Genomic DNA, 19,013 nt, shown 5'->3' with positions numbered 1-19,013 from the left:
CGTATTGAGCGGTGCTTTGCTTATATGAATGGGTTATGAAGGGTTTTAAATTAATTGATAAATTTTTAACTACAATTGATTTTGCATTTTTAAAAATTACACGAACTGTTGGATTAAAACTTGCAAGTTTTAAAGGAGAATGATTTTGAATCAGAGATCAAGTAGTAATGCCATTGGCACCAACGAACAGATCATTACCGGTATCAACGGTTGGATCATGTTAATGATATTGCTGCCAGCACTCTTGTTTGCAGTTTTTCTTGTTGCTACGCCCGGTAGCCCCATTAAGTTGATCGGTGGGGCAGTATTATTGGTGGCGACGCTATTTTGTTGCAAAGGCTTATTTACGCTTGAGCCTAATCAGGCGGCGGTGATGATTTTTTTTGGCAGCTATACCGGGACTGTGTGTGAAAGTGGTTTTTTCTGGGTTAATCCATTTTATCGTAGAACGCGAGTGTCACTGCGCATCAACAATTGGAATACTCCGGTACTTAAAGTCAATGATGAACGCGGTAGTCCGATTGAAATTGCGGCAGTGATCGCCTGGCGCGTGCAGGATACCGCCCGAGCAATTTTTGATGTTGAGAGCACTTTGAATTATCTGCAAATCCAAAGTGAATCGGCGGTACGTCAAGTTGCCAGCAGTCATGCCTATGATGATACTGAAATAATCGAAGGAAAGCGCAAGAAGAGTTTGCGCACTGATTTGGATGCGATTGCCGGATTGTTGCGCGAATCCATTCAGCAACATGTCGATGTGGCGGGCATCGTGATTGAAGAAGCCAAAATTGCCCATCTTGCTTATGCACCGGAGATTGCCAATGCCATGCTGCGGCGGCAACAAGCGGAAGCGGTCGTGATGGCGCGTCAGAAGCTGGTTGACGGTGCAGTCGGTATGGTTGAGGTGGCACTGAAAAACCTCGAGGATAAGAAAATCGTATCGTTGACTTCTGACCAGCGTGCCGTACTGGTTACCAATATGATGACCGTATTGTTGTCGGAAACGGGTGCGCAACCGGTAATTCAGATGGCGCAGACGACGCAATGATGGCACGCATGGCTTCGCGTATCTACCTCTGCTTGAACAGCATGATATGATGCCTTTAACACATAGTCCAAGCTGGGAAAATGATTCCTGCTGTTCTCGAGAATAAGGTATTCAGCTTTGTTGCAATTGTCGTGAGGAGAAACTGATGAAATTCACTTCGCTTACGCAGCGTTTCGCTGTCTGGTTTACATTGGTTTCCTTGCTGCCAATATTAGTCATTGGCAATAGCCTGCTGCATACCTTCGAAAAGGAAATTAAAAATTCCGCGATTAGCAATCTTTCTGCGATTGCTGATAAAAAGATTGAGCAAATTGAAAGCTACTTGAAGGAACGCTTTCTTGATTCCAGCTTGGTGCGTGATTCCAGCACAACACATGCAGCCCTCATAGAATTTTCCAGAATTTTTGAACAAAGTGGCGTGGAATCCGATGATTATCGTCAATTGGATGCCAGTTATCGTGAAAATTTCAAACGCTTTGTTGAGGAAGCAAAGTATTACGATATTTTTCTGATTTCCACTAAGGGCGATATCGTTTACACGCAAGCACATGAATCCGATTTTGCAACCAACTTGCTCACAGGCCCTTATCGCGATACCGGGCTCGCTAAAGTTACCCGCTACGCGTTGGACAATGCAAAAAGCAGCATCTCCGACTTTGAACGCTATCAGCCTTCCAAAGGTGCAATCGCGGCATTTGTTGCGACCCCGGTAATTATAGATGGAGAAATCAAGGGGGTATTGGCGCTGCAAATCTTTAGTGAACGTGTGTTTGCAGTGATAGCAAATAACGTTGGGCTTAGCAGTAGCGGTGAAACCGTTGTGGCACGACTTGAAGATGATAATTCTGCTTTAGTCATGGCGCCCCTAAAGTACGATCCTGATGCTGCTTTGAAACGCAAAATTCCGCTCGGCACACCGGCTGCGGAGGCGATGCAAAATGCTTTGAACGGTGATTCAGGTGGCGCGCTGACGCTGGATTATCGTGATAAGGAAGTTGTCGCCGCATGGCGCTACTTGCCGCTCATGAAGTGGGGTGTTGTAGTTCATATCGATGCGGATGAAGCGTTTGCTTCTGTCCACAAGCTGCATTTTGTCGGATTGGTGATCTTGGTGTTGACACTGCTCGTGGCGCTATTTGGTGCGGTGTTATTTAATCGTCGTGTTGTCGATCCATTAAAGCATTTGAATCAGAGCGCTCTGGAAATTTCCGAAGGCAATTTATGTCAACGTGCCGCGATTGAAGGTTGGGATGAAATGAGGCAACTCGCAGATACGTTCAACAATATGGTGGAGCGACTGGATGCCAGTAATCAGCAACGCAACAAAGCCGAAGAAAATCTGCTGCAACTGAATCAAGAGCTGGAGTGCAGAGTTGCTGCGCGTACTGACGATTTACAGCGCGCGAATACAGCTTTAGCCATTAAAGAAGAAGAAATGCGCTCTGTCGTTGAGCATATGGTGGATTGCGTGGTTACTACTGATGAAATAGGCACGATTCTTTCCGCTAACTTGGTGATGGGAAAACTATTTGGTTACAGTCATGATGAAATGATCGGACAGAACATCTCGATCATCGTGCCAGAACCGGATCGTAGTAAGCATATCGGTTATATGGAAAATTATTGCCGCACCGGGCATGGTCAGGAATATATCGGTCGTCCCTATTTATCCGGTACGCATGGTATTGGCCGTGGCCGTGAAGTTGAGGGCGTGCGTAAGGATGGAAATCGCATTGAATTGTATCTGGCGGTCAGCGAATATTTTGTTGGCGGAAAGCGGCATTTTACCGGTGTGATGCGCGATATCCGCGAGCATGTGCGCATCATGAAGGATTTAAAGCAGGCCAGGATTGAAGCCGAGCAGGCCAATAAAGCCAAATCGGTTTTTCTTGCCGCCATGAGTCATGAAATTCGTACACCCATGAATGGCGTGATTGGGATGGTTGATGTACTAAGGCAAACCAGTCTGAGTGGCTATCAGATGGAGATGGCTAATTTAATACGGGATTCAGCGTATGCCTTACTGGCCATTATTGAGGATATTCTTGATTTTTCTAAGATTGAAGCAGGCAAGTTGGAAATAGAAAAAATTCCCATGCGCTTGACCAGTGTTGTGGAAAATGCCTGCGGCATGCTGGCACATCTGGCATTGACTAAGAATGTGGAGTTGACATTATTTATCGATCCTGCAATTCCGGAAAATGTATTGGGGGATCCGTTACGCGTGCGCCAAGTGCTCATCAATATTATCAACAATGCAATCAAGTTTTCCAGTAGACCGGAGAAAAACGGCAAAGTATCGGTGCGGGTATTGTTGACTGAATCTCATCCTGATCAGGTCATCATTACATTTCAGGTGAGTGATAACGGTATCGGTATGGATAAAGAAACGCAGGAAAAGCTCTTTAAATCCTTTTCGCAAGGCGATGCATCAACCACAAGGCGCTTTGGCGGTACCGGACTTGGATTGGCTATTTCTCACCATTTGACGGAACTGATGGATGCGGAAATAGCCGTGCAAAGTGAGCCACAGCAAGGTTCCACATTTATTATACAAATGCCATTTAAACCGTTGCCGGCTACTTCGATCACCGATGGCAAGATTGACGATCTGACCGGCTTGAATTGCCTGATATTAGGTGACATGGATGGCTTAAGCAGTGATCTGGCTGTTTATCTGAAAAGTGCTGGTGCAGCTGTCGAACAGGTATCTAACCCGGATTCAGTGCGCCAACTTATCCAAAGTCTGGCTCCCGGTTTGTGGCTCATTGTGATTGATGCTGGACAACAAACGCTATCCATTGAGGAATTACGTAAGATATTTGCTAGCCGTTCCAATGTGTCAGGACGTACGGTAACTGCTGGGTCTGCCGCGGTACAATCTGATATACAGCCGCACTTTATCATTATCAAGCGCGGCCGCCGTCGGCAAGCGCGCATTGAAGATATTGATATCGTTACGCTGGATGGTGATGTGATGTATCGTCAATCCTTACTTCGTGCAATGGCTATCGCAGCGGGAAGGGTTGAGTTAAATGAGGAAAAAACACCATCCGCCGATGCACTCAGCAAATCTGCACCCGCACCCGTTTCGCGCGAAGACGCTTTGCGGCAAGGCAAACTGATTCTGGTGGCTGAGGATAACGATATTAACCAAAAAGTGATTAAACAACAGCTTAGCTTACTCGGTTATGCCGCAGATATTGCAAATGATGGCAGCGAAGCATTGAAGCGTCTGCAAAAAGATAATTACGGTCTATTGCTGACAGATTTGCATATGCCGGAAATGGATGGTTTTGAGTTGACAAAGAATGTCCGTGCGCAAGAAGCGGGTCAGAAGCATATTCCCATCATCGCATTGACTGCCAATGCGCTGAAAGGTGAAAGGGAGCATTGCCTGAATACCGGTATGGATGATTATCTGAGCAAACCGGCGCAGCTTGAAGACTTGCGATCAATTTTGGACAAATACTTATCCAGCAGTAAAGCTGTTACAGATACAGAATCAGCGCCTCAACCTGCTGTGACCATTTCTGAAACTGAATCAGTTGCGATTCCGATTCCGGTGGATATACATGTTCTTGAACAACTGGTAGGTAATGACCCGGAAATGATCGAAGATATGCTGCAGGATTATCGCACCAGCGCGGAAAAAACAGCTAAGGAACTACGAGCTGCTTATCAAGCAGGACAATGGACGGCAGTCGGCGCACTTGCGCATAAACTCAAATCTTCATCACGTTCAGTGGGTGCGCTGGAATTGGGTGAATTGTGTGCGAACATGGAAAAAGCCGGGAAAAGTGGCGACGCAAAGGCATTGACAGAATTGTTGCCAAGTTTTGATGTAGAGATGGCCAAAGTTGAAACATATTTGGCTGCATTGTATAAAAAAGATGTATGAGGTTTTAACAGGTCGTTGGAAAACGATCGCGTTGCCGCTACGCTTGAATCTTTTGGTAATAATCGACCCATAAAGACTACACGGAATCAGCTATTAATCCACTGCGCACTCTGTTTTTCCATTCTTCTGTCCAAGTGGAAAAATCGGCAGCCTGTAGTGGTTTTGAAACAAAATTGCCTTGCGCTAAATCACATCCCGTTTGACGTAATAATTCCCAATCATGCTGATCTTCCACACCTTCTGCTACAGTTTCCATACCTAATTGTTTCGCCACGGATAAACTGGCGTCGTAGATGGCGCGTAGCGTGTCATCTGTCCATGCGCGGTGGACAAAACTTTGATCAATCTTGAGTTCATCAAAAGGAATATCCCGCAATTGGGCTAATGATGAATGTCCAGTACCGAAATCATCAATCGACAAATGAAATCGTTTGAGGCGTAATCGCGTCAGAATTTCGAGTGGAACTCGTGCATCAGCGCCCATCACCTGGCTTTCGGTTACTTCCAATACAATGCCTTGTGGTGACAGACCTGCCTGAGTAACCAGATTGACTACAAGATCCTGAAAATCAAGCGATGCTAGATTATCCATTGAAAGATTAATTGCCACGCGCAGGTTCAATCCCTTTTCTTGCCATATTTTGGCTTGCGTCAAGGCATTGGTCAGAACGCAAGTGGTTAGTTCATTGATCAGATGATTTTTTTCTGCAATACCGATAAAGTGATCGGGAAATATTAGGCCATCGGTTGGGTGATGCCACCGCACCAATGTTTCGACACCAATCACTTCACCGGTTTTCACAGATACCTTCGGCTGATAATAATTTACTAATTCATGATTGGAAATGGCAGATTGCAATTCCCCTGCACTATAAATTTTTTTATTGGATTGTGGTTTCTTTTCTAGAAGATGAGGTTCCCAATGACTCATTATTTCAGATAATTTATCGGGATTAACGGGTTTGTGCAGATAGCCAAGCATCGGTATTTTATGCGCATGAACCAATTTCTCGGCAGTTTTTAGCATACGTTCATCTTCACCGCTGACCAGAATAAGATCGCCGCGATATTGCCGGTCAACCAGATATCGCACAAATTCGATGCCATCCATATCCGGCATGTTGAGATCGAGCAGAATCAAATCAGGACGAGTATCGGCATCATCAATTTTTGTGAGCGCATCGCGACCATTGTCGCAAGAACTGACAGCGGTATAACCCTGTTTGGCAAGCATTTGGGTCAATAGCTTGAGCATGAAAGTATCATCGTCAAGGATCAAAATCTTAATAGTGGATGCGCTGTTCATGACTGTTTTTGAGTAAATAATAGAATAGGAATACGATACGCTGCTTTTCACAGATCATACACTGTGTTTCTATAAAGATGATAGCGACACCGATAGTGTGGGTGTGCAAAACCGCAAGCCATTATTTCTATCGGATTTCAGCATTTCGGTTTTTTTCCTGAGTTTTATTGATAGCTGCTTTATGTTTCTGCCGGTACTTCAATGCTTGCCATGCTGTTCTGACATCCACCAGCTCATGTGGGATCAGCAGCGTAATCATGATTTCTTCAATGGCTGCATACAGGCAAAATAAGGCAGCGAATCGGAAAGGCCAATCGGATAGGTCGGTAAAAAGCAGAATATAACCTACCACAGTGACCGCGACAGCGAGTTTTACACTCCACGTGTGATAGCTGCTGACGGTGTGAAATTTGATGAGACCGATACAAACCGGCAATGTGAAGCTAACGACAATGATAATGAAATAAAGCTGTTCCCGTAGTATGATATCCGGCCATAATACCCAAGCGCAGATTGCCATCGTTGAATAGATGATGAAATCACCCCAACTATCAAGGTGCGAGCCCATTGGGGTGATCTGATTCAATATTCTGGCAAGAAAACCATCCAGTACATCGGTAAATACTGCAAATACTAATACGCCAATGAACCAATACGGCTGCTGAGTGAATGCAAAATAAAATAACACCGGTGCCATGAATATCCGTATCAGGCTTACCAGGTTGGGCAAATTAATTATTTGATTTTTAGCGTGGTTTGGCATGATCATGCATGACTAAGATGCAATGGCTACTGCGCAATCGGAAAGAAATAGGGTATAAGGAACGCATGGGTACTATGACTTGTAAAAAGCGCAAAAATTCTGAAATGCAATGCCCGATACTTCGATAAAAGTTCTGACTTACAATATTCACAAGGGATTCAGCGCAACTAACCTGCGTTTTATTCTGCATGAAATAAAAAACGCGCTACGTCGCATGGATGCGGATATTGTTTGTCTACAAGAAGTGCATGGTGAACGCGACATATCCAAGAATCGCTTTGACGACTGGCCTAATACCCGGCAATTTGAATTTCTGGCCGACCAGGTTTGGCATCATCATGCATATGGAAAGAACGCGATTTATGAGTCAGGGCATCATGGTAATGCAATTTTGAGCAAGTATCCTTTTATTGAATGGGAGAATATCAATGTTTCCATGTTGCGATCGGCCAGCCGCAGCTTATTACATGGAACAATTCAGGTTCCTGAAAACGACCAGAAAATTCATATTATTTGCGTTCACCTGGGTTTGTTTGAACTTGAAAGAGAACGCCAACTTTCATTATTGGCCAAGCGCATCAAATCCCATGTTCCATCGGATGAGCCGTTGATTATTGCTGGTGATTTCAATGATTGGCGCGGTCGCGCCGAATATTACCTGCACCAGGATCTGGGTGTTCAGGAAGTTTTTAAAAATACCCACGGTTCTTATGCGCGCACATTTCCAGCCTGGTTGCCTGTATTATCGATGGATCGTATCTATTTTCGCGGTTTTGATGTCATTGATTGTATGCACTTGCAAGGTCAACCATGGCGCCGCCTATCTGACCATACCCCATTGTTGGCTGAATTCAGATTGATTTAACCCTATATTCAAGACCAAGAGAAATACAGAGGGTTGAAAGGAATCAAGGCGTGATGCCGAGTGACTATCTTGAGAATAGGCGATTCTTGCGATTCTGACTGAGGAGAAGCTATTAGATTGACCCCCAGCTTTGCCGAGGGTATTTATTGGTTCGAAGGATTAATGACCGGATTTGCGCATATGTTTGATCGCTTCTTCGGAATGCTTGGCTGATTCAGCACCATGACCCATTTCTGCATGTTTAATCGCTTCTTCTAAGTGCTTAACGGCTTCATCCATATGTTTATGTGCATCGGCATGCCCTTTACCTGCCTCTTTAGCATGTGCCATGCTGTCTTTTGCATGTTGAAGCGCTTCTTTTGCATGCCCCATTTCGCCATGTGCTTGGGATTTTCCAGCATGCTCCATCGCTTCTGAAGTATGTCCGGCATCAGTTGCCCAAACTTGGGCGCTCATAAACAATACTAATGTTCCTGCTGCAATCGTTGTTGATATAGCTCGCATGACAATGACTCCTTTTTTATATTGATATATTAAAAATATGAACACTTGCTGCAAACTGTACTGGTTAATTCAACACGAGAAGGCATATCACTTTCCCAGCGCTCCTTTCTCTATCGACCAGCACATGATTTACTTATATCACAGATCGTGGAAAAAATAATAGTAGAAAACGCCATTAAATTTCGTTTGAGCAGCAACAAGCCACAATACTATGCGGAGGGGTCAATGCACGATTCTATCTTTAGTATCTGATGAAAAAGAAGTTATATTTTCTTCCTGCCATGGATTCTCAATATCCCAAGCATGTACCTGCTTGAGAATTTCTCCAATTAATTTATGCAGCTGTGCAGCATTGAGTACAAAGATAATTTCGGTGGCTTTGCTTGAATCCAGGAATTCAAGTTTGATTTTCTGATCACTATCGGTCGATTTTCTTTTGGTTAAATTGATGGTGTGAATTAGAAAAGATTCAATCTGATGATCGGGTTGTATTTTTCCATATGTAACGGCTACGTTCTGTTGCGATATCTGATGATGCAGGTGATTGATTTCCCACTGCTGCTCGGATGTCTTGGGCATAGCAGCAGTATACTGTTGAGAAAGCCAGTTAGGCAGTTGAATTAATAAGCCTTTAAAAAACTGACGTGTCATAAGACCCAGTAGCTGTTTCTTATCTTTGCCGCTGAATATTAAGCTAAGTCTGTCTTCCTCTTTGTCATAGAAGGTTGTAATGGAGTCTGCGATAAAGGCCATAAGGGTTTTCGTTTATGTAATTCACTCTATTTTACTATTTAATTCGGGGATATCGAAGAAGATAATGTAGTTTGTTCGGACGAAAAGGGTTGTGGCGGTGGGCTTGTTTAGGAGGATGTTTTAGCTGCTAGAAATATCGAAGCAATAGGGAGCAGTATTGAAAATTTATATTGCTATGGGTAATTTCGACCAGAAATTGTCGTGTTTTTCTAACAATTCTGGCCGAGACGATGATTCAACAAGTAAATATTACCATGCCTGCCGAATCACTTGGGTTGATTAAAAAAACAGCTATCCATTGCTGTTGAAATGGAAAGTGGAACAGCAGGCCGCCATCCGGCTATACACTGAGCTGCAGATATCAGCATACTGGGCATTACTCGGAATGATTGAGCAGCCAATACATACTTCGATGGGAACTTGGATTAATCCGGATCACCCATTCTCGCTTTGCGACAATCACTTCAGGCATATTTTTCAATGAGTGTGTCAGTCAATGCAAGCGGGATAAGCCTTGGGACAAGTCGAATCCAGGCCACCGGCGGGGTCGCCGGTTTGAAGTCCATTGAGCATTGCCAGCACGTTGGGAAAATAACCTGGCGCACGTGTCCAGAAAATATAATTAGCTTTCAATCGGTCACGGGCGAAAGAAAATAACTCTGCGACAGTGGGCGCTCTACTGGGCGCTTTACCGGCTTTATCGTGTCGGGTAGTCGCATAGTTTGTTTGCATTACCGAAGGCGTCAGAGGCACTATTCCAGAAAGCTCAGGATAATAATGATAAACACCTTTTGCCGAATTCTTTGACTCTCTAGTGAGTAATCCTGGGTCTTCGATAAAAGTATCTGGACCTCCCAGTCCTGTTCCCATTTCTCTTAGTTTATTTACGAATGATTTGAGCATCGGACGTGGATAGTTGGTGAATTGGTACGTCATTGTATTGGGAAAGTGTTTACGTAACTGCTGATTTATGCTGAGCAGGCTATTGTAAAAGTTATCTAATTGGTTTTTGGGTATCTCTACTAAAGGTTGTCCTATGGCTGTTTCTGGCAGGCCGATACCTTCAAAGTAAGGGTGAGAGTTGAAGCGCTTTCCCAATTCGCTGATTAGGGCTACTAGACGATCATGTACAACAGGATTCCACAGCTTTAAATTATATCCTCTAATATCTTTTTTACCCAAATTGCTAAAAGGAAATGTGCTATCTTCACGCTTCAAGTAATCTGGTATGGCAGCTGTTGAAGGGTTGAATGTTTTGATTTGTAGTAAAATAATAAGCCGTTTCTTTTGTGCAGCAAGTTCAGCAAGACGCTGCTCAATGGATGTAAAGTCATACATATTTTCTGCCGACTCCAGTTCTGCCCAATCATAACGAATTTGTAGTCCGCGTAATAACGGAGTTTTTTTGAGCTCTCTATACACTTGCGCCATATACTTGGGATTATTCTTATCGCCCATAAGTGTATAGTAATGACCTGGATGCCACTTAACCGCAGTGGTTGCAGAAAGGCTGGTATTGTCGGCGGCATATGCTACGCCGCAGGCAGTCCAGATGGCGCCTATTACGAACAGCAATGCGATAGATATCGCACGCTTGTGTTTCACTATATTTAGGCGATGATCATTACACACAGGTACGAGGGAGGTATTGATTTTCATATACAATCCTTGTTAAAAATAGGTCTTACGCTTTTCCTTCCTTATTATGGGCAATCAATGTCTTGAATTATAGAGAAATGCATTTTTTCTCCCAAGATGCCCAATGTAGAAAATAATTTAACCAGAACAATCACAACAATCAATCGTGAAATTGGGACAACTGTGACAATCGCCGGAATAAGTATAAAGAAGCATTGTGAATAAAAGCAAGGCTCTAGACTAGCAGAGTTAATAATATCTGATGAGTTGCCATAGTTCACTAGCAAGTTCATCAGGTTGTTTTTTCCTTCAGATTCTTTTATATGCAGCTCGAAGTTAACTGATACGCCGTTAAACTTTGCAAGCCGCCGCTTGGTAAAGCTCCAGAACGATTCGATACCGCTAATAGGGCAATGCCCATCCCGAGCAAATTCATTATCACCATGGAATACACGAAAATGCTTGGAGTATCCTACATCTACCAAACCATTATAGCCACGCCAGCCATTAACTTGTCTTTAAGGACAATCTGATGGCGATATATTACTTGCGAAAATGTCATACCAACGATTAATCCTGTTACGATTTTTACCTAATAGCAGAGCTGTTTGCTGGCGGGTATATCAATGCAAAAGCATTGAATTGTTTTTTAATGTAATAATCAGTTAATTTACTGTTTCTTAACGTCTTACTAGACTAACAGATTGTATCTGATAGTCTAGAGACAAAGCAAAAATCCATTTTTAGGATAACATCAGTTCGTTTCAATGCAAAAAACTTAGATTATGTAAAAAATACTGAAATGTCTATTTTTACCTGTATCACCAGATAGATAGAATTCGATACATGAAATAATATGCTGAATTATATACAATATTTTATGCTGATAGCAGTTATATCACTGCAATTATTTTCTTGATTCTGTGTCTTATAATGGTATGGGTATTACTAAAGGGGAGACATTATGACAATGATTCGTTCGCCAGCAGTGGCAGGTTTGTTTTATCCCGCTGATGCATGGCAGCTTAAACAGGATGTGCGGCATTTGCTTGCAAAAGCGAGCGTGCATGATTTAAAACCAAAGGTATTGATCGTTCCGCATGCTGGGTATATCTATTCAGGCGCTGTCGCTGCGGCGGCGTATGCAAATTTAAGTGCTGTCGCTACAGATATTTATCGTGTGGTGTTGCTTGGGCCTGCACATCGTATTGCTGTGCGTGGTTTAGCTTTGCCGGGCGTGGATGTATTCGATATGCCGCTGGGCAGCGTAAAACTGGATATGGATTTAGTGAATGCGATTACACATTTGCCACAAGTGACTGTCAATAAAGAAGCGCATGCGTTGGAGCATTCTCTGGAAGTGCAGTTGCCATTTTTGCAAAGCGTATTGGGTGAATTTAGTTTGCTGCCATTGGCGGTCGGTATGGCAGCGGCGGAAGAGGTGGCTGAGGTGTTGAATTGCGTGTGGGGTGGGCAGGAAACTTTGATTGTGATCAGTTCCGATCTTTCGCATTATTTGCCATACGCGACAGCGCAGCGCGTCGACAGTGAGACGGTTCAATCGATATTGCAGTTGCGGCATCCTATTGAGCATGAACGTGCCTGCGGCAGTATCCCCATCAACGGATTGATCATGGCAGCCCAGAAACACCACCTCACGCCGCATTTGTTGGATTTGAGAAATTCCGGAGATACGGCAGGATCATGGGATCAAGTGGTGGGTTATGCAGCGATTGCATTTGGCGAATAGGGGGAACGAGCATGTCACTTGAAAAAAATGAACAAGGAAGAATACTGTTGCACATTGCGCGCGCCGCTATTTCCCGTGCTTTGCATGTACCTTGCGCGCCTGCGGCAGTGAATGAGAATATGCCATGGCTTTCCCGACCGGGAGCAACGTTTGTCACCCTGACGCAATGGGATGAGTTGCGCGGTTGTATCGGTTCGTTGCAGGCGTGTGACCCGCTGATCGAAGATGTCAGCAATAATGCGGTATCAGCAGCGCTATACGATCCTCGTTTCATGCCATTGGCGGCGGATGAGTTAGGTACGGTCAGTGTGGAAGTGTCATTACTTTCCGAATTGCAACCGATTGATTTCATCAGTGAAGCCGATGCGCTGGCACAATTGCGTCCGGATATTGACGGGGTGGTGTTTGAGTATGGGTCTTACCGCAGTACCTTTTTGCCTCAGGTATGGGAAAGCTTGCCGCAACCGCAGCAGTTTCTCGCCAGATTAAAGTCGAAAGCCAGGTTGAGTGAGGATTTCTGGGCTGAGGATATCCAGTTATCCCGGTATACCGTGAGCAAGTGGCGTGAAGCGGATTATTGCAAGGAGCGTACGCATGGATGAACCGATTAGTGACGTTGAGCAATACCCGGCCAAATACTGGCACGCATTGGACGATGGCCGGATTCAGTGTGATTTGTGTCCGCGTGATTGCAAATTACATGAAGGACAGCGTGGCGCCTGTTTCGTCCGTGGCCGTGTCGGTGACGCCATGGTGCTGACGACATACGGGCGTTCGTCCGGTTTTTGTATCGACCCTATCGAGAAAAAGCCATTGAATCATTTTTATCCCGGTAGCAGCGTTTTGTCGTTTGGCACGGCAGGTTGTAATCTTGCCTGCAAATTTTGCCAGAACTGGGATATCTCCAAATCACGCAGCTTTGACAGGCTGCTTGATCAGGCCAGTCCGGAAGCTATTGCGCAGTGTGCAGAACGGTATGGCTGCAAGAGTGTGGCGTTTACTTACAACGATCCGGTGATTTTTGCCGAGTATGCAATGGATGTGGCCGATGCCTGTCACGCCCGAAACATCAAAACTGTCGCCGTAACGGCGGGTTATATCCATGCACAACCGCGGCGTGATTTTTTTGCCAAGATGGATGCTGCCAACGTTGATCTCAAAGCATTTACCGATGAATTTTATGTCAGGCAGACCGGATCGCATCTGCAGCCTGTGCTGGAGACGTTACAGTATCTTAAGCATGAAACCAATGTATGGTTTGAGCTGACGACGTTATTAATTCCGGGTCTGAACGATTCAATCCAGGAAATCAACGCGATGAGCGAGTGGATCGTCAAAGAATTGGGTACCGATGTGCCATTGCATTTCAGCGCTTTTCATCCGGATTACAAACTCAATGATAAACCGCCTACACCGGCTAAAACGCTGATTCAGGCGCGCAAGATAGCACTGGATGCCGGATTACGGTATGTGTATACCGGCAATGTCCATCATGTGGCAGGCGACACAACGTATTGCCCGGCATGCGGAACTGAGCTGATTGTGCGCGACTGGTATGAGATCAAGCAATACCGGTTAACTCAGGAAGGTTGCTGTGAAAACTGCAATACTGCGATTGCAGGCCGCTTTGGACAATTTGCCGGCCAGTTTGGTAGACAGCGTATCCCGGTCAGAGTCGGAGCGGCTGCATGACAGCCGTGAAAATCCCAGTCGATGCAGTCGAATTGGCCGGTGAATTGGTATTGCCGCCTGCCACATCCGGTGTCGTGCTGTTCGCGCACGGCAGCGGCAGCAGTCGTTTCAGTCCGCGCACACCTTTGTTGCCAACGTGCTGAGGCAACAGGGTATCGGTACGTTGTTGTTTGATCTGCTGACACGTGTGGAAGACCAGGATGATGCGATGCGCTTCGACATCGATCTGCTGACGCATCGCTTGCTTGCCGCCACTGCCTGGCTCCAGGCTAATTCTGAAGCAAAGACTTTACCCATTGGTTATTTCGGTGCCAGCACCGGCGCAGCCGCAGCATTACAAGCCGCCGCTAAGATGGGCGGTGCAATTGCCGCCGTGGTATCACGGGGCGGGCGTCCTGATCTGGCGGGAGAAATTGCGCTAGGTCAAGTGATTGCGCCGACATTATTTGTCGTCGGTGGCGAGGATGATGGTGTGATTGAACTGAACGAACAGGCTTATGCACTGATGACATGTGAAAAGAAATTGGTGCTTGTGCCCGGCGCGACGCATTTATTTGTAGAATCCGGTACGCTGGAGCTGGCTGCACAGTTTGCAGCCAGTTGGTTCTTAAAATATCTGCATTGAAGCTTCTGCTATTAACTGCTAGGAAATATCACGTCAATTATATGATTCTTTATTAGAAATCGTCTTCCGGCAACTGAAAATCGCTGGCATCGATATCACACATTTCTAATTCGCTATCTTCATCAGCTTCGAACCAATCTTCAGCAGCATCCCTCTTGTTGCTTTTGGAATCATGTTTATCGGTACGACAATATGCGGTTATGTTCTGGTATTGATGTTTATCATTGATAGGAACGGGTTGGTTTTCAAGTGCAGATTTTCTGGTATTTATCCCTAGTGTTTTGCTGTGCATTTGATCGTTCTCCTTGTTGATTAACTATCTTAAATTGGTCAATAGCTATACTGACCAGAAACACCGATGAGTTCTTTGATATTAGTCAACGAGAGCTCACGTCATCATCTTAAAATCATGTGAATAACGGTATTTATTACGCTGCAGGGAACGGCGATGATTGGGTCGTTGCTGCCAGTAAAAGCGATATTCTGATCGGTGACGCGGGAAATGACGCCTTTGACGGCAAGGGTGGCGGCGACTATCTCGAAGGCGGAACCGGCACGGATACTGACACTTTCTCTAGTTATGGGCAAATCAATTTTTATCGACCTACTCAAGGCGAAAATGTGTTGGGACCCGAATATATCTACCCATGGAATATTCATGATTACAAAAAAGGGCACCCTGTTTCACAGAGTGCTCAGGAAACTGCTATGCGACGAGATAAAGCAGAATCTGGTTCAGCGGTTTGGCTGGTATAATCAAGAACGTTTTCATCAAGGGCTTGATAACCGAACTCCAATGCGGTTTATTATCAATTTACAGCAATTCATCAAGCTGCCTGAACCTAATTAACTACCTAGGCAGAACTTAACCTGATCTTCAGGTTGTTCAGTTACAGGGAATCACTTTAGTCCACACACAATTCATAAACTTTAAAATAGGCTTGACAAGTATGAGCGAAGTAACCAGTCCCGTTGATCTTTTAAAAGTCGTCACTCTTTTGGGCGCTGCCGTCGTGATGGTCCCAATTTTTCGCAGATTGGGTCTCGGCTCAGTGCTCGGCTATCTTGTCGCTGGATTGATTATCGGGCCCTTCGGTCTGCAGCTGTTTTCCGACTCCCACACGATCCTTCACGTTGCAGAGCTCGGTGTGGTGATGTTCCTTTTCGTGATCGGGTTAGAGATGCGTCCTTCACATCTTTGGAGTTTGCGCCGAGATATTTTTGGCCTGGGCTCGCTACAAATTATTTTTTGTACGATTGCGCTCACTGGCATTGGTATCGCTTTTGGATTCTCAGTCGCGGTTTCGTTTATCAGTGCAATGGGCTTTGTACTAACCTCAACCGCGATCGTGATGCAACTTCTCGAGGAGCGCGGAGATATTGCGCTTCCAAGAGGACAGAAGATCGTCGCGATTCTTCTCTTTGAAGATCTTTTAATCATCCCGCTGTTAGCAATCGTTGCACTGATGTCCCCGAATGTTGTCGAAAGCGCGCAAGGCTCCTCATTACTCGCTGTTGCAATCGGCGTCGGTTCGCTCGCAGGTGTCATCGTATGCGGAGTTTGGCTTCTGAACCCGTTATTTCGAGTTCTTGCAATGGCAAAAGCTCGTGAGGTTATGACCGCGGCAGCTCTTTTTGTCGTGCTTGGTTCGGCTTTACTGATGCAAATCAGTGGACTCTCTATGGCTATGGGAGCTTTTCTTGCCGGGGTTCTCTTGGCAGAATCTTCCTTTCGTCACCAGATTGAAGCGGATATCGAGCCTTTCCGAGGAATCTTGTTAGGATTATTTTTTATTGGGGTCGGCATGTCCCTGAACCTGGATGTTGTCATCGAAAGCTGGGTTCTAATTTTGACGGCAACCTTGGCGATGATGGCGATAAAAGCGCTGTGTATTTACATTGTAGCGCGGCTTTCCGGGACATCGAATGCCAACGCGATCGATAGAATGTTCTTGATGGCCCAAGGTGGGGAATTCGCTTTTGTCCTTTTCACTGCTGCAGCCGCAGCGAGCGTCATTGATGCGACCGTGAATGCGAATATGACTGCGGTCGTTGTTCTGTCTATGGGATTGACTCCACTCTTCGTTGCAATTTACAAAAAGCTTGCTCCAGTCATTGCTGAATCCAAAGAAGACGTAGAGGACGCGAATGGTCTCTCGGGCAGTGTCCTACTAATTGGCTTTGGGCGATTCGGACAAGTGATCAGCCAATTGCTCTTGGCTCGCAATGTAGACGTAACAATTATCGACTCAAATCCAAATATGATTCGAAATGCGAGTAAGTTCGGATTCAAAATTTATTACGGAGACGGGTCTCGGTTAGATGTTCTGCGCGCTTCCGGTGCTCATAATGCTCGCGCCATTCTTGTCTGCGTCGATCAAAAGAGCATATCGAATCGCATCGTTGAATTGGTTAAAAGTGAATTTCCACTCGCTAAACTCCTGGTACGTTCCTTTGACAGAACCCATTCACGAGAACTCGTTCAGCGTGGCGTTGATTTCCAAATTCGCGAAACATTCGAGTCCGCGTTTCTCTTTGGTCAGGCAACATTGCATGAATTAGGGGTAACTGAAGAAGAAATTGCCATAATTGCAAATGACATCAGAAGCCGTGATACCGAAAGGTTTCAGTTGGAGATTGCTGGGGGTGAGTACGCTGGTCGCGATCTAGTGCTTAGCAATACGCAGGAGCAAACTCCGCTTCTACCACCCAAACGGGAAGCCACAGCGCTCACTCAAGATACGGCTACTGAGGTTAATACCCCAGAAAGCTGATCCTATAGAACCGGCCATTAAAAAGATTGATTGAATCGCCTTGGGTTTTTCGAAGATAAAATGATTTGGGAGGAGGAAAGATGAGAAATCAAATCAGTTATTCACCGAAAGTACGAGCAGAGACTGATCAGGGAATTCGAGGCGGCATATCGACTACGGCTCATTCAATGATTCTACGAGCGCGCCCACCAAAAAAACGCTTGAATCCGCGCTGGTTGCGCTCAATCCTTCCATGCTGGAAGGAAATGGTGTTGATTACAGCGTGTTCAATTCAAACGGTGCTTTAGATCGCTTTGATCCGGAAACCGGAACGGATGCGCTGGCATCGGCGTACTTAGTGGATCGCATGACAATGCTGATCCGCAAGAACTGGTTCAACATCGAAGACAAAAACCCGCTCGACTCCACGGTTTCATCCAATTCAAGCAATCACAGTTACCAAAACATCAACAACTATTTCGAGGATGTAACCACCGGCTATAAGATTTCGCAAGGTGAACTATTCGATAACACGCCGCCTTATTTCTTTGGTGGCAATGATGCGAACAATTAGATTGAAAATCATTTTTATGGCGGTGGCGGAGATGACATTCTCAACGGTAGCGAGGGCGATGACTATCTCGAAGGCGAAGTCGGTACGGATACCTACACTGTCAATGCCGGATTAGATGGTCGTTTTAACTGCGTTTTTTCAATCAACCTTGCTCCGCCTCGCGGTTTAGAATTTCAGATATAACAGGTAAACAAGCTGCCATTCATCAATTTGATTTACGGTGGTTAGTCGTACTATCGCCAAGCTTGTCCTGTAGGAATTCTTACCTGTTCAGTGGGAAAAATGCTGTCCGCATAGAAAATCATAGAACCAAGGATTCAAAGCCCCGCATAAGACATTGATCGCGTTTCATTCCATTGTATTGACGAAGTAAATTACGACGCATTTAACATAGATGGCGCTTTGAAGCTTTCTAAACTTGTGAGACCGGAATAAGAACATTCACCCAATGGAGATTCATCGTATGAAAACTTTCTTTCTCTTTTTATTGATATTGCCACTGATTATCGCCTGTGCAAGCGGGCCGAGTAAGGGGCAATTGGATGCCGAGGTAGATCGCTTATGCGCCATTGATGGCGGGATTAGAGTGTATGAAACGGTGACATTGCCGGCGGATAAGTTTGATAAGAAATATGGGCAAATCAATTTTTATCGACCCACACAAGGTGAAAATGCGTTGGGACCGGAATATATCTATCAATGGGATATTTATTATTATAAAAAAGGTGATCCTTCTCGGCATGGTGTGTCAATCGGCATTGAAAACTTTCCAGGAATCGGCGTCGAAAAGTTTCCACCTGGTATAGTTGGTTAATCGGTTTTTATACACTTCTTACGATGC

General features: G+C 45.1%; 19 protein-coding genes and 1 pseudogene. 13 read left to right on the top strand and 7 right to left on the bottom strand.

Translation table 11 applies throughout. The features are described from left to right. Positions 1 to 145: 145 nt before the first annotated feature. Together C8R34_RS12960 and C8R34_RS12955 are read left to right on the top strand one after the other, a co-directional pair. Positions 146 to 1,048, top strand: a complete 903-nt coding sequence (locus tag C8R34_RS12960) for an SPFH domain-containing protein (RefSeq protein WP_207896477.1) — start codon at positions 146 to 148, stop codon at positions 1,046 to 1,048. Between the two features lie 145 nt (positions 1,049 to 1,193). After that, complete coding sequence (locus C8R34_RS12955) at positions 1,194 to 4,949, top strand: ATP-binding protein (protein WP_110341277.1); 3,756 nt, start codon at positions 1,194 to 1,196, stop codon at positions 4,947 to 4,949. Between the two features lie 76 nt (positions 4,950 to 5,025). Here C8R34_RS12955 and C8R34_RS12950 read toward each other — a convergent pair whose 3' ends face one another. Then, a complete protein-coding gene (locus C8R34_RS12950) occupies positions 5,026 to 6,255 on the bottom strand; it encodes an EAL domain-containing protein (RefSeq protein WP_110341275.1) in 1,230 nt (409 codons plus the stop codon). A gap of 127 nt (positions 6,256 to 6,382) precedes the next feature. Further along, positions 6,383 to 7,018, bottom strand: coding sequence for a CDP-alcohol phosphatidyltransferase family protein (locus tag C8R34_RS12945; RefSeq protein ID WP_110341317.1), 636 nt, complete (start codon positions 7,016 to 7,018; stop codon positions 6,383 to 6,385). Between the two features lie 109 nt (positions 7,019 to 7,127). On the opposite strand from C8R34_RS12945, the gene C8R34_RS12940 reads away from it, so the two are divergent. After that, positions 7,128 to 7,883: an endonuclease/exonuclease/phosphatase family protein gene (locus C8R34_RS12940; RefSeq protein WP_110341273.1), complete on the top strand. Its 756-nt coding sequence runs from the start codon at positions 7,128 to 7,130 to the stop codon at positions 7,881 to 7,883. A gap of 159 nt (positions 7,884 to 8,042) precedes the next feature. On the opposite strand, the gene smbP is transcribed toward C8R34_RS12940, so the two are convergent. The 4 genes and pseudogenes from smbP to C8R34_RS17425 form a co-directional block, all read right to left on the bottom strand. Further along, positions 8,043 to 8,387 carry a small metal-binding protein SmbP gene (gene smbP / locus C8R34_RS12935; protein ID WP_110341271.1) on the bottom strand — a complete coding sequence of 115 codons (345 nt, stop codon included), beginning with the start codon at positions 8,385 to 8,387 and terminating at the stop codon, positions 8,043 to 8,045. Between the two features lie 222 nt (positions 8,388 to 8,609). Beyond that, entirely contained in the window at positions 8,610 to 9,140 is a 531-nt protein-coding gene (locus C8R34_RS12930) for a hypothetical protein (protein ID WP_110341269.1), read from the bottom strand. Positions 9,141 to 9,629: 489 nt separating this feature from the next. Beyond that, a complete protein-coding gene (locus C8R34_RS12925; protein WP_110341267.1) occupies positions 9,630 to 10,799 on the bottom strand; it encodes a glycoside hydrolase in 1,170 nt (389 codons plus the stop codon). 228 nt (positions 10,800 to 11,027) lie between these two features. Further along, positions 11,028 to 11,432, bottom strand: a pseudogene (locus C8R34_RS17425) (hypothetical protein). A gap of 310 nt (positions 11,433 to 11,742) precedes the next feature. On the opposite strand from C8R34_RS17425, the gene amrB reads away from it, so the two are divergent. Genes amrB through C8R34_RS12900 form a run of 5 tightly spaced genes read left to right on the top strand, consistent with a single transcriptional unit; the run spans position 11,743 to position 14,845 of the window. Next, complete coding sequence (amrB, locus tag C8R34_RS12915) at positions 11,743 to 12,528, top strand: AmmeMemoRadiSam system protein B (protein ID WP_110341265.1); 786 nt, start codon at positions 11,743 to 11,745, stop codon at positions 12,526 to 12,528. 11 nt (positions 12,529 to 12,539) lie between these two features. After that, a complete protein-coding gene (gene amrA, locus C8R34_RS12910) occupies positions 12,540 to 13,130 on the top strand; it encodes an AmmeMemoRadiSam system protein A (protein ID WP_110341263.1) in 591 nt (196 codons plus the stop codon). Beyond that, entirely contained in the window at positions 13,123 to 14,220 is a 1,098-nt protein-coding gene (gene amrS / locus C8R34_RS12905) for an AmmeMemoRadiSam system radical SAM enzyme (protein ID WP_110341261.1), read from the top strand. Before amrA ends, amrS begins: the two co-directional genes overlap by 8 nt. Further along, complete coding sequence (locus tag C8R34_RS17300) at positions 14,217 to 14,363, top strand: hypothetical protein (RefSeq protein WP_309146192.1); 147 nt, start codon at positions 14,217 to 14,219, stop codon at positions 14,361 to 14,363. Before amrS ends, C8R34_RS17300 begins: the two co-directional genes overlap by 4 nt. Further along, on the top strand, positions 14,357 to 14,845 hold the full coding sequence (locus C8R34_RS12900) for a dienelactone hydrolase family protein (RefSeq protein ID WP_309146191.1): 489 nt from the start codon (positions 14,357 to 14,359) through the stop codon (positions 14,843 to 14,845). Before C8R34_RS17300 ends, C8R34_RS12900 begins: the two co-directional genes overlap by 7 nt. 52 nt (positions 14,846 to 14,897) lie before the next feature. Here the strand turns inward: C8R34_RS12900 and C8R34_RS12895 are convergent, their stop codons facing one another. Further along, complete coding sequence (locus C8R34_RS12895; protein ID WP_110341259.1) at positions 14,898 to 15,137, bottom strand: hypothetical protein; 240 nt, start codon at positions 15,135 to 15,137, stop codon at positions 14,898 to 14,900. A 119-nt stretch (positions 15,138 to 15,256) separates the two neighbouring features. Here C8R34_RS12895 and C8R34_RS12890 point away from each other — a divergent pair, with 119 nt between their 5' ends. From C8R34_RS12890 to C8R34_RS12875, 5 genes are all read left to right on the top strand, one after another. Further along, positions 15,257 to 15,601, top strand: a complete 345-nt coding sequence (locus C8R34_RS12890; protein ID WP_110341257.1) for a hypothetical protein — start codon at positions 15,257 to 15,259, stop codon at positions 15,599 to 15,601. A gap of 194 nt (positions 15,602 to 15,795) precedes the next feature. Next, positions 15,796 to 17,619 (top strand): monovalent cation:proton antiporter-2 (CPA2) family protein, encoded by a 1,824-nt coding sequence (locus C8R34_RS12885; RefSeq protein WP_110341255.1) that lies wholly within the window; start codon positions 15,796 to 15,798, stop codon positions 17,617 to 17,619. 232 nt (positions 17,620 to 17,851) lie between these two features. After that, complete coding sequence (locus tag C8R34_RS12880; protein ID WP_110341253.1) at positions 17,852 to 18,172, top strand: hypothetical protein; 321 nt, start codon at positions 17,852 to 17,854, stop codon at positions 18,170 to 18,172. After that, a complete protein-coding gene (locus C8R34_RS17420) occupies positions 18,173 to 18,355 on the top strand; it encodes a hypothetical protein (protein WP_165872574.1) in 183 nt (60 codons plus the stop codon). A 280-nt stretch (positions 18,356 to 18,635) separates the two neighbouring features. After that, positions 18,636 to 18,986 (top strand): hypothetical protein, encoded by a 351-nt coding sequence (locus C8R34_RS12875; RefSeq protein WP_110341251.1) that lies wholly within the window; start codon positions 18,636 to 18,638, stop codon positions 18,984 to 18,986. Positions 18,987 to 19,013: the final 27 nt, after the last annotated feature.

Source organism: Nitrosomonas sp. Nm84 (genome assembly GCF_003201565.1).
Lineage (GTDB): Bacteria > Pseudomonadota > Gammaproteobacteria > Burkholderiales > Nitrosomonadaceae > Nitrosomonas.
The sequence above is the reverse complement of the archived record's forward strand: the minus strand, read 5'-3'. Positions and strand labels throughout refer to the sequence as shown.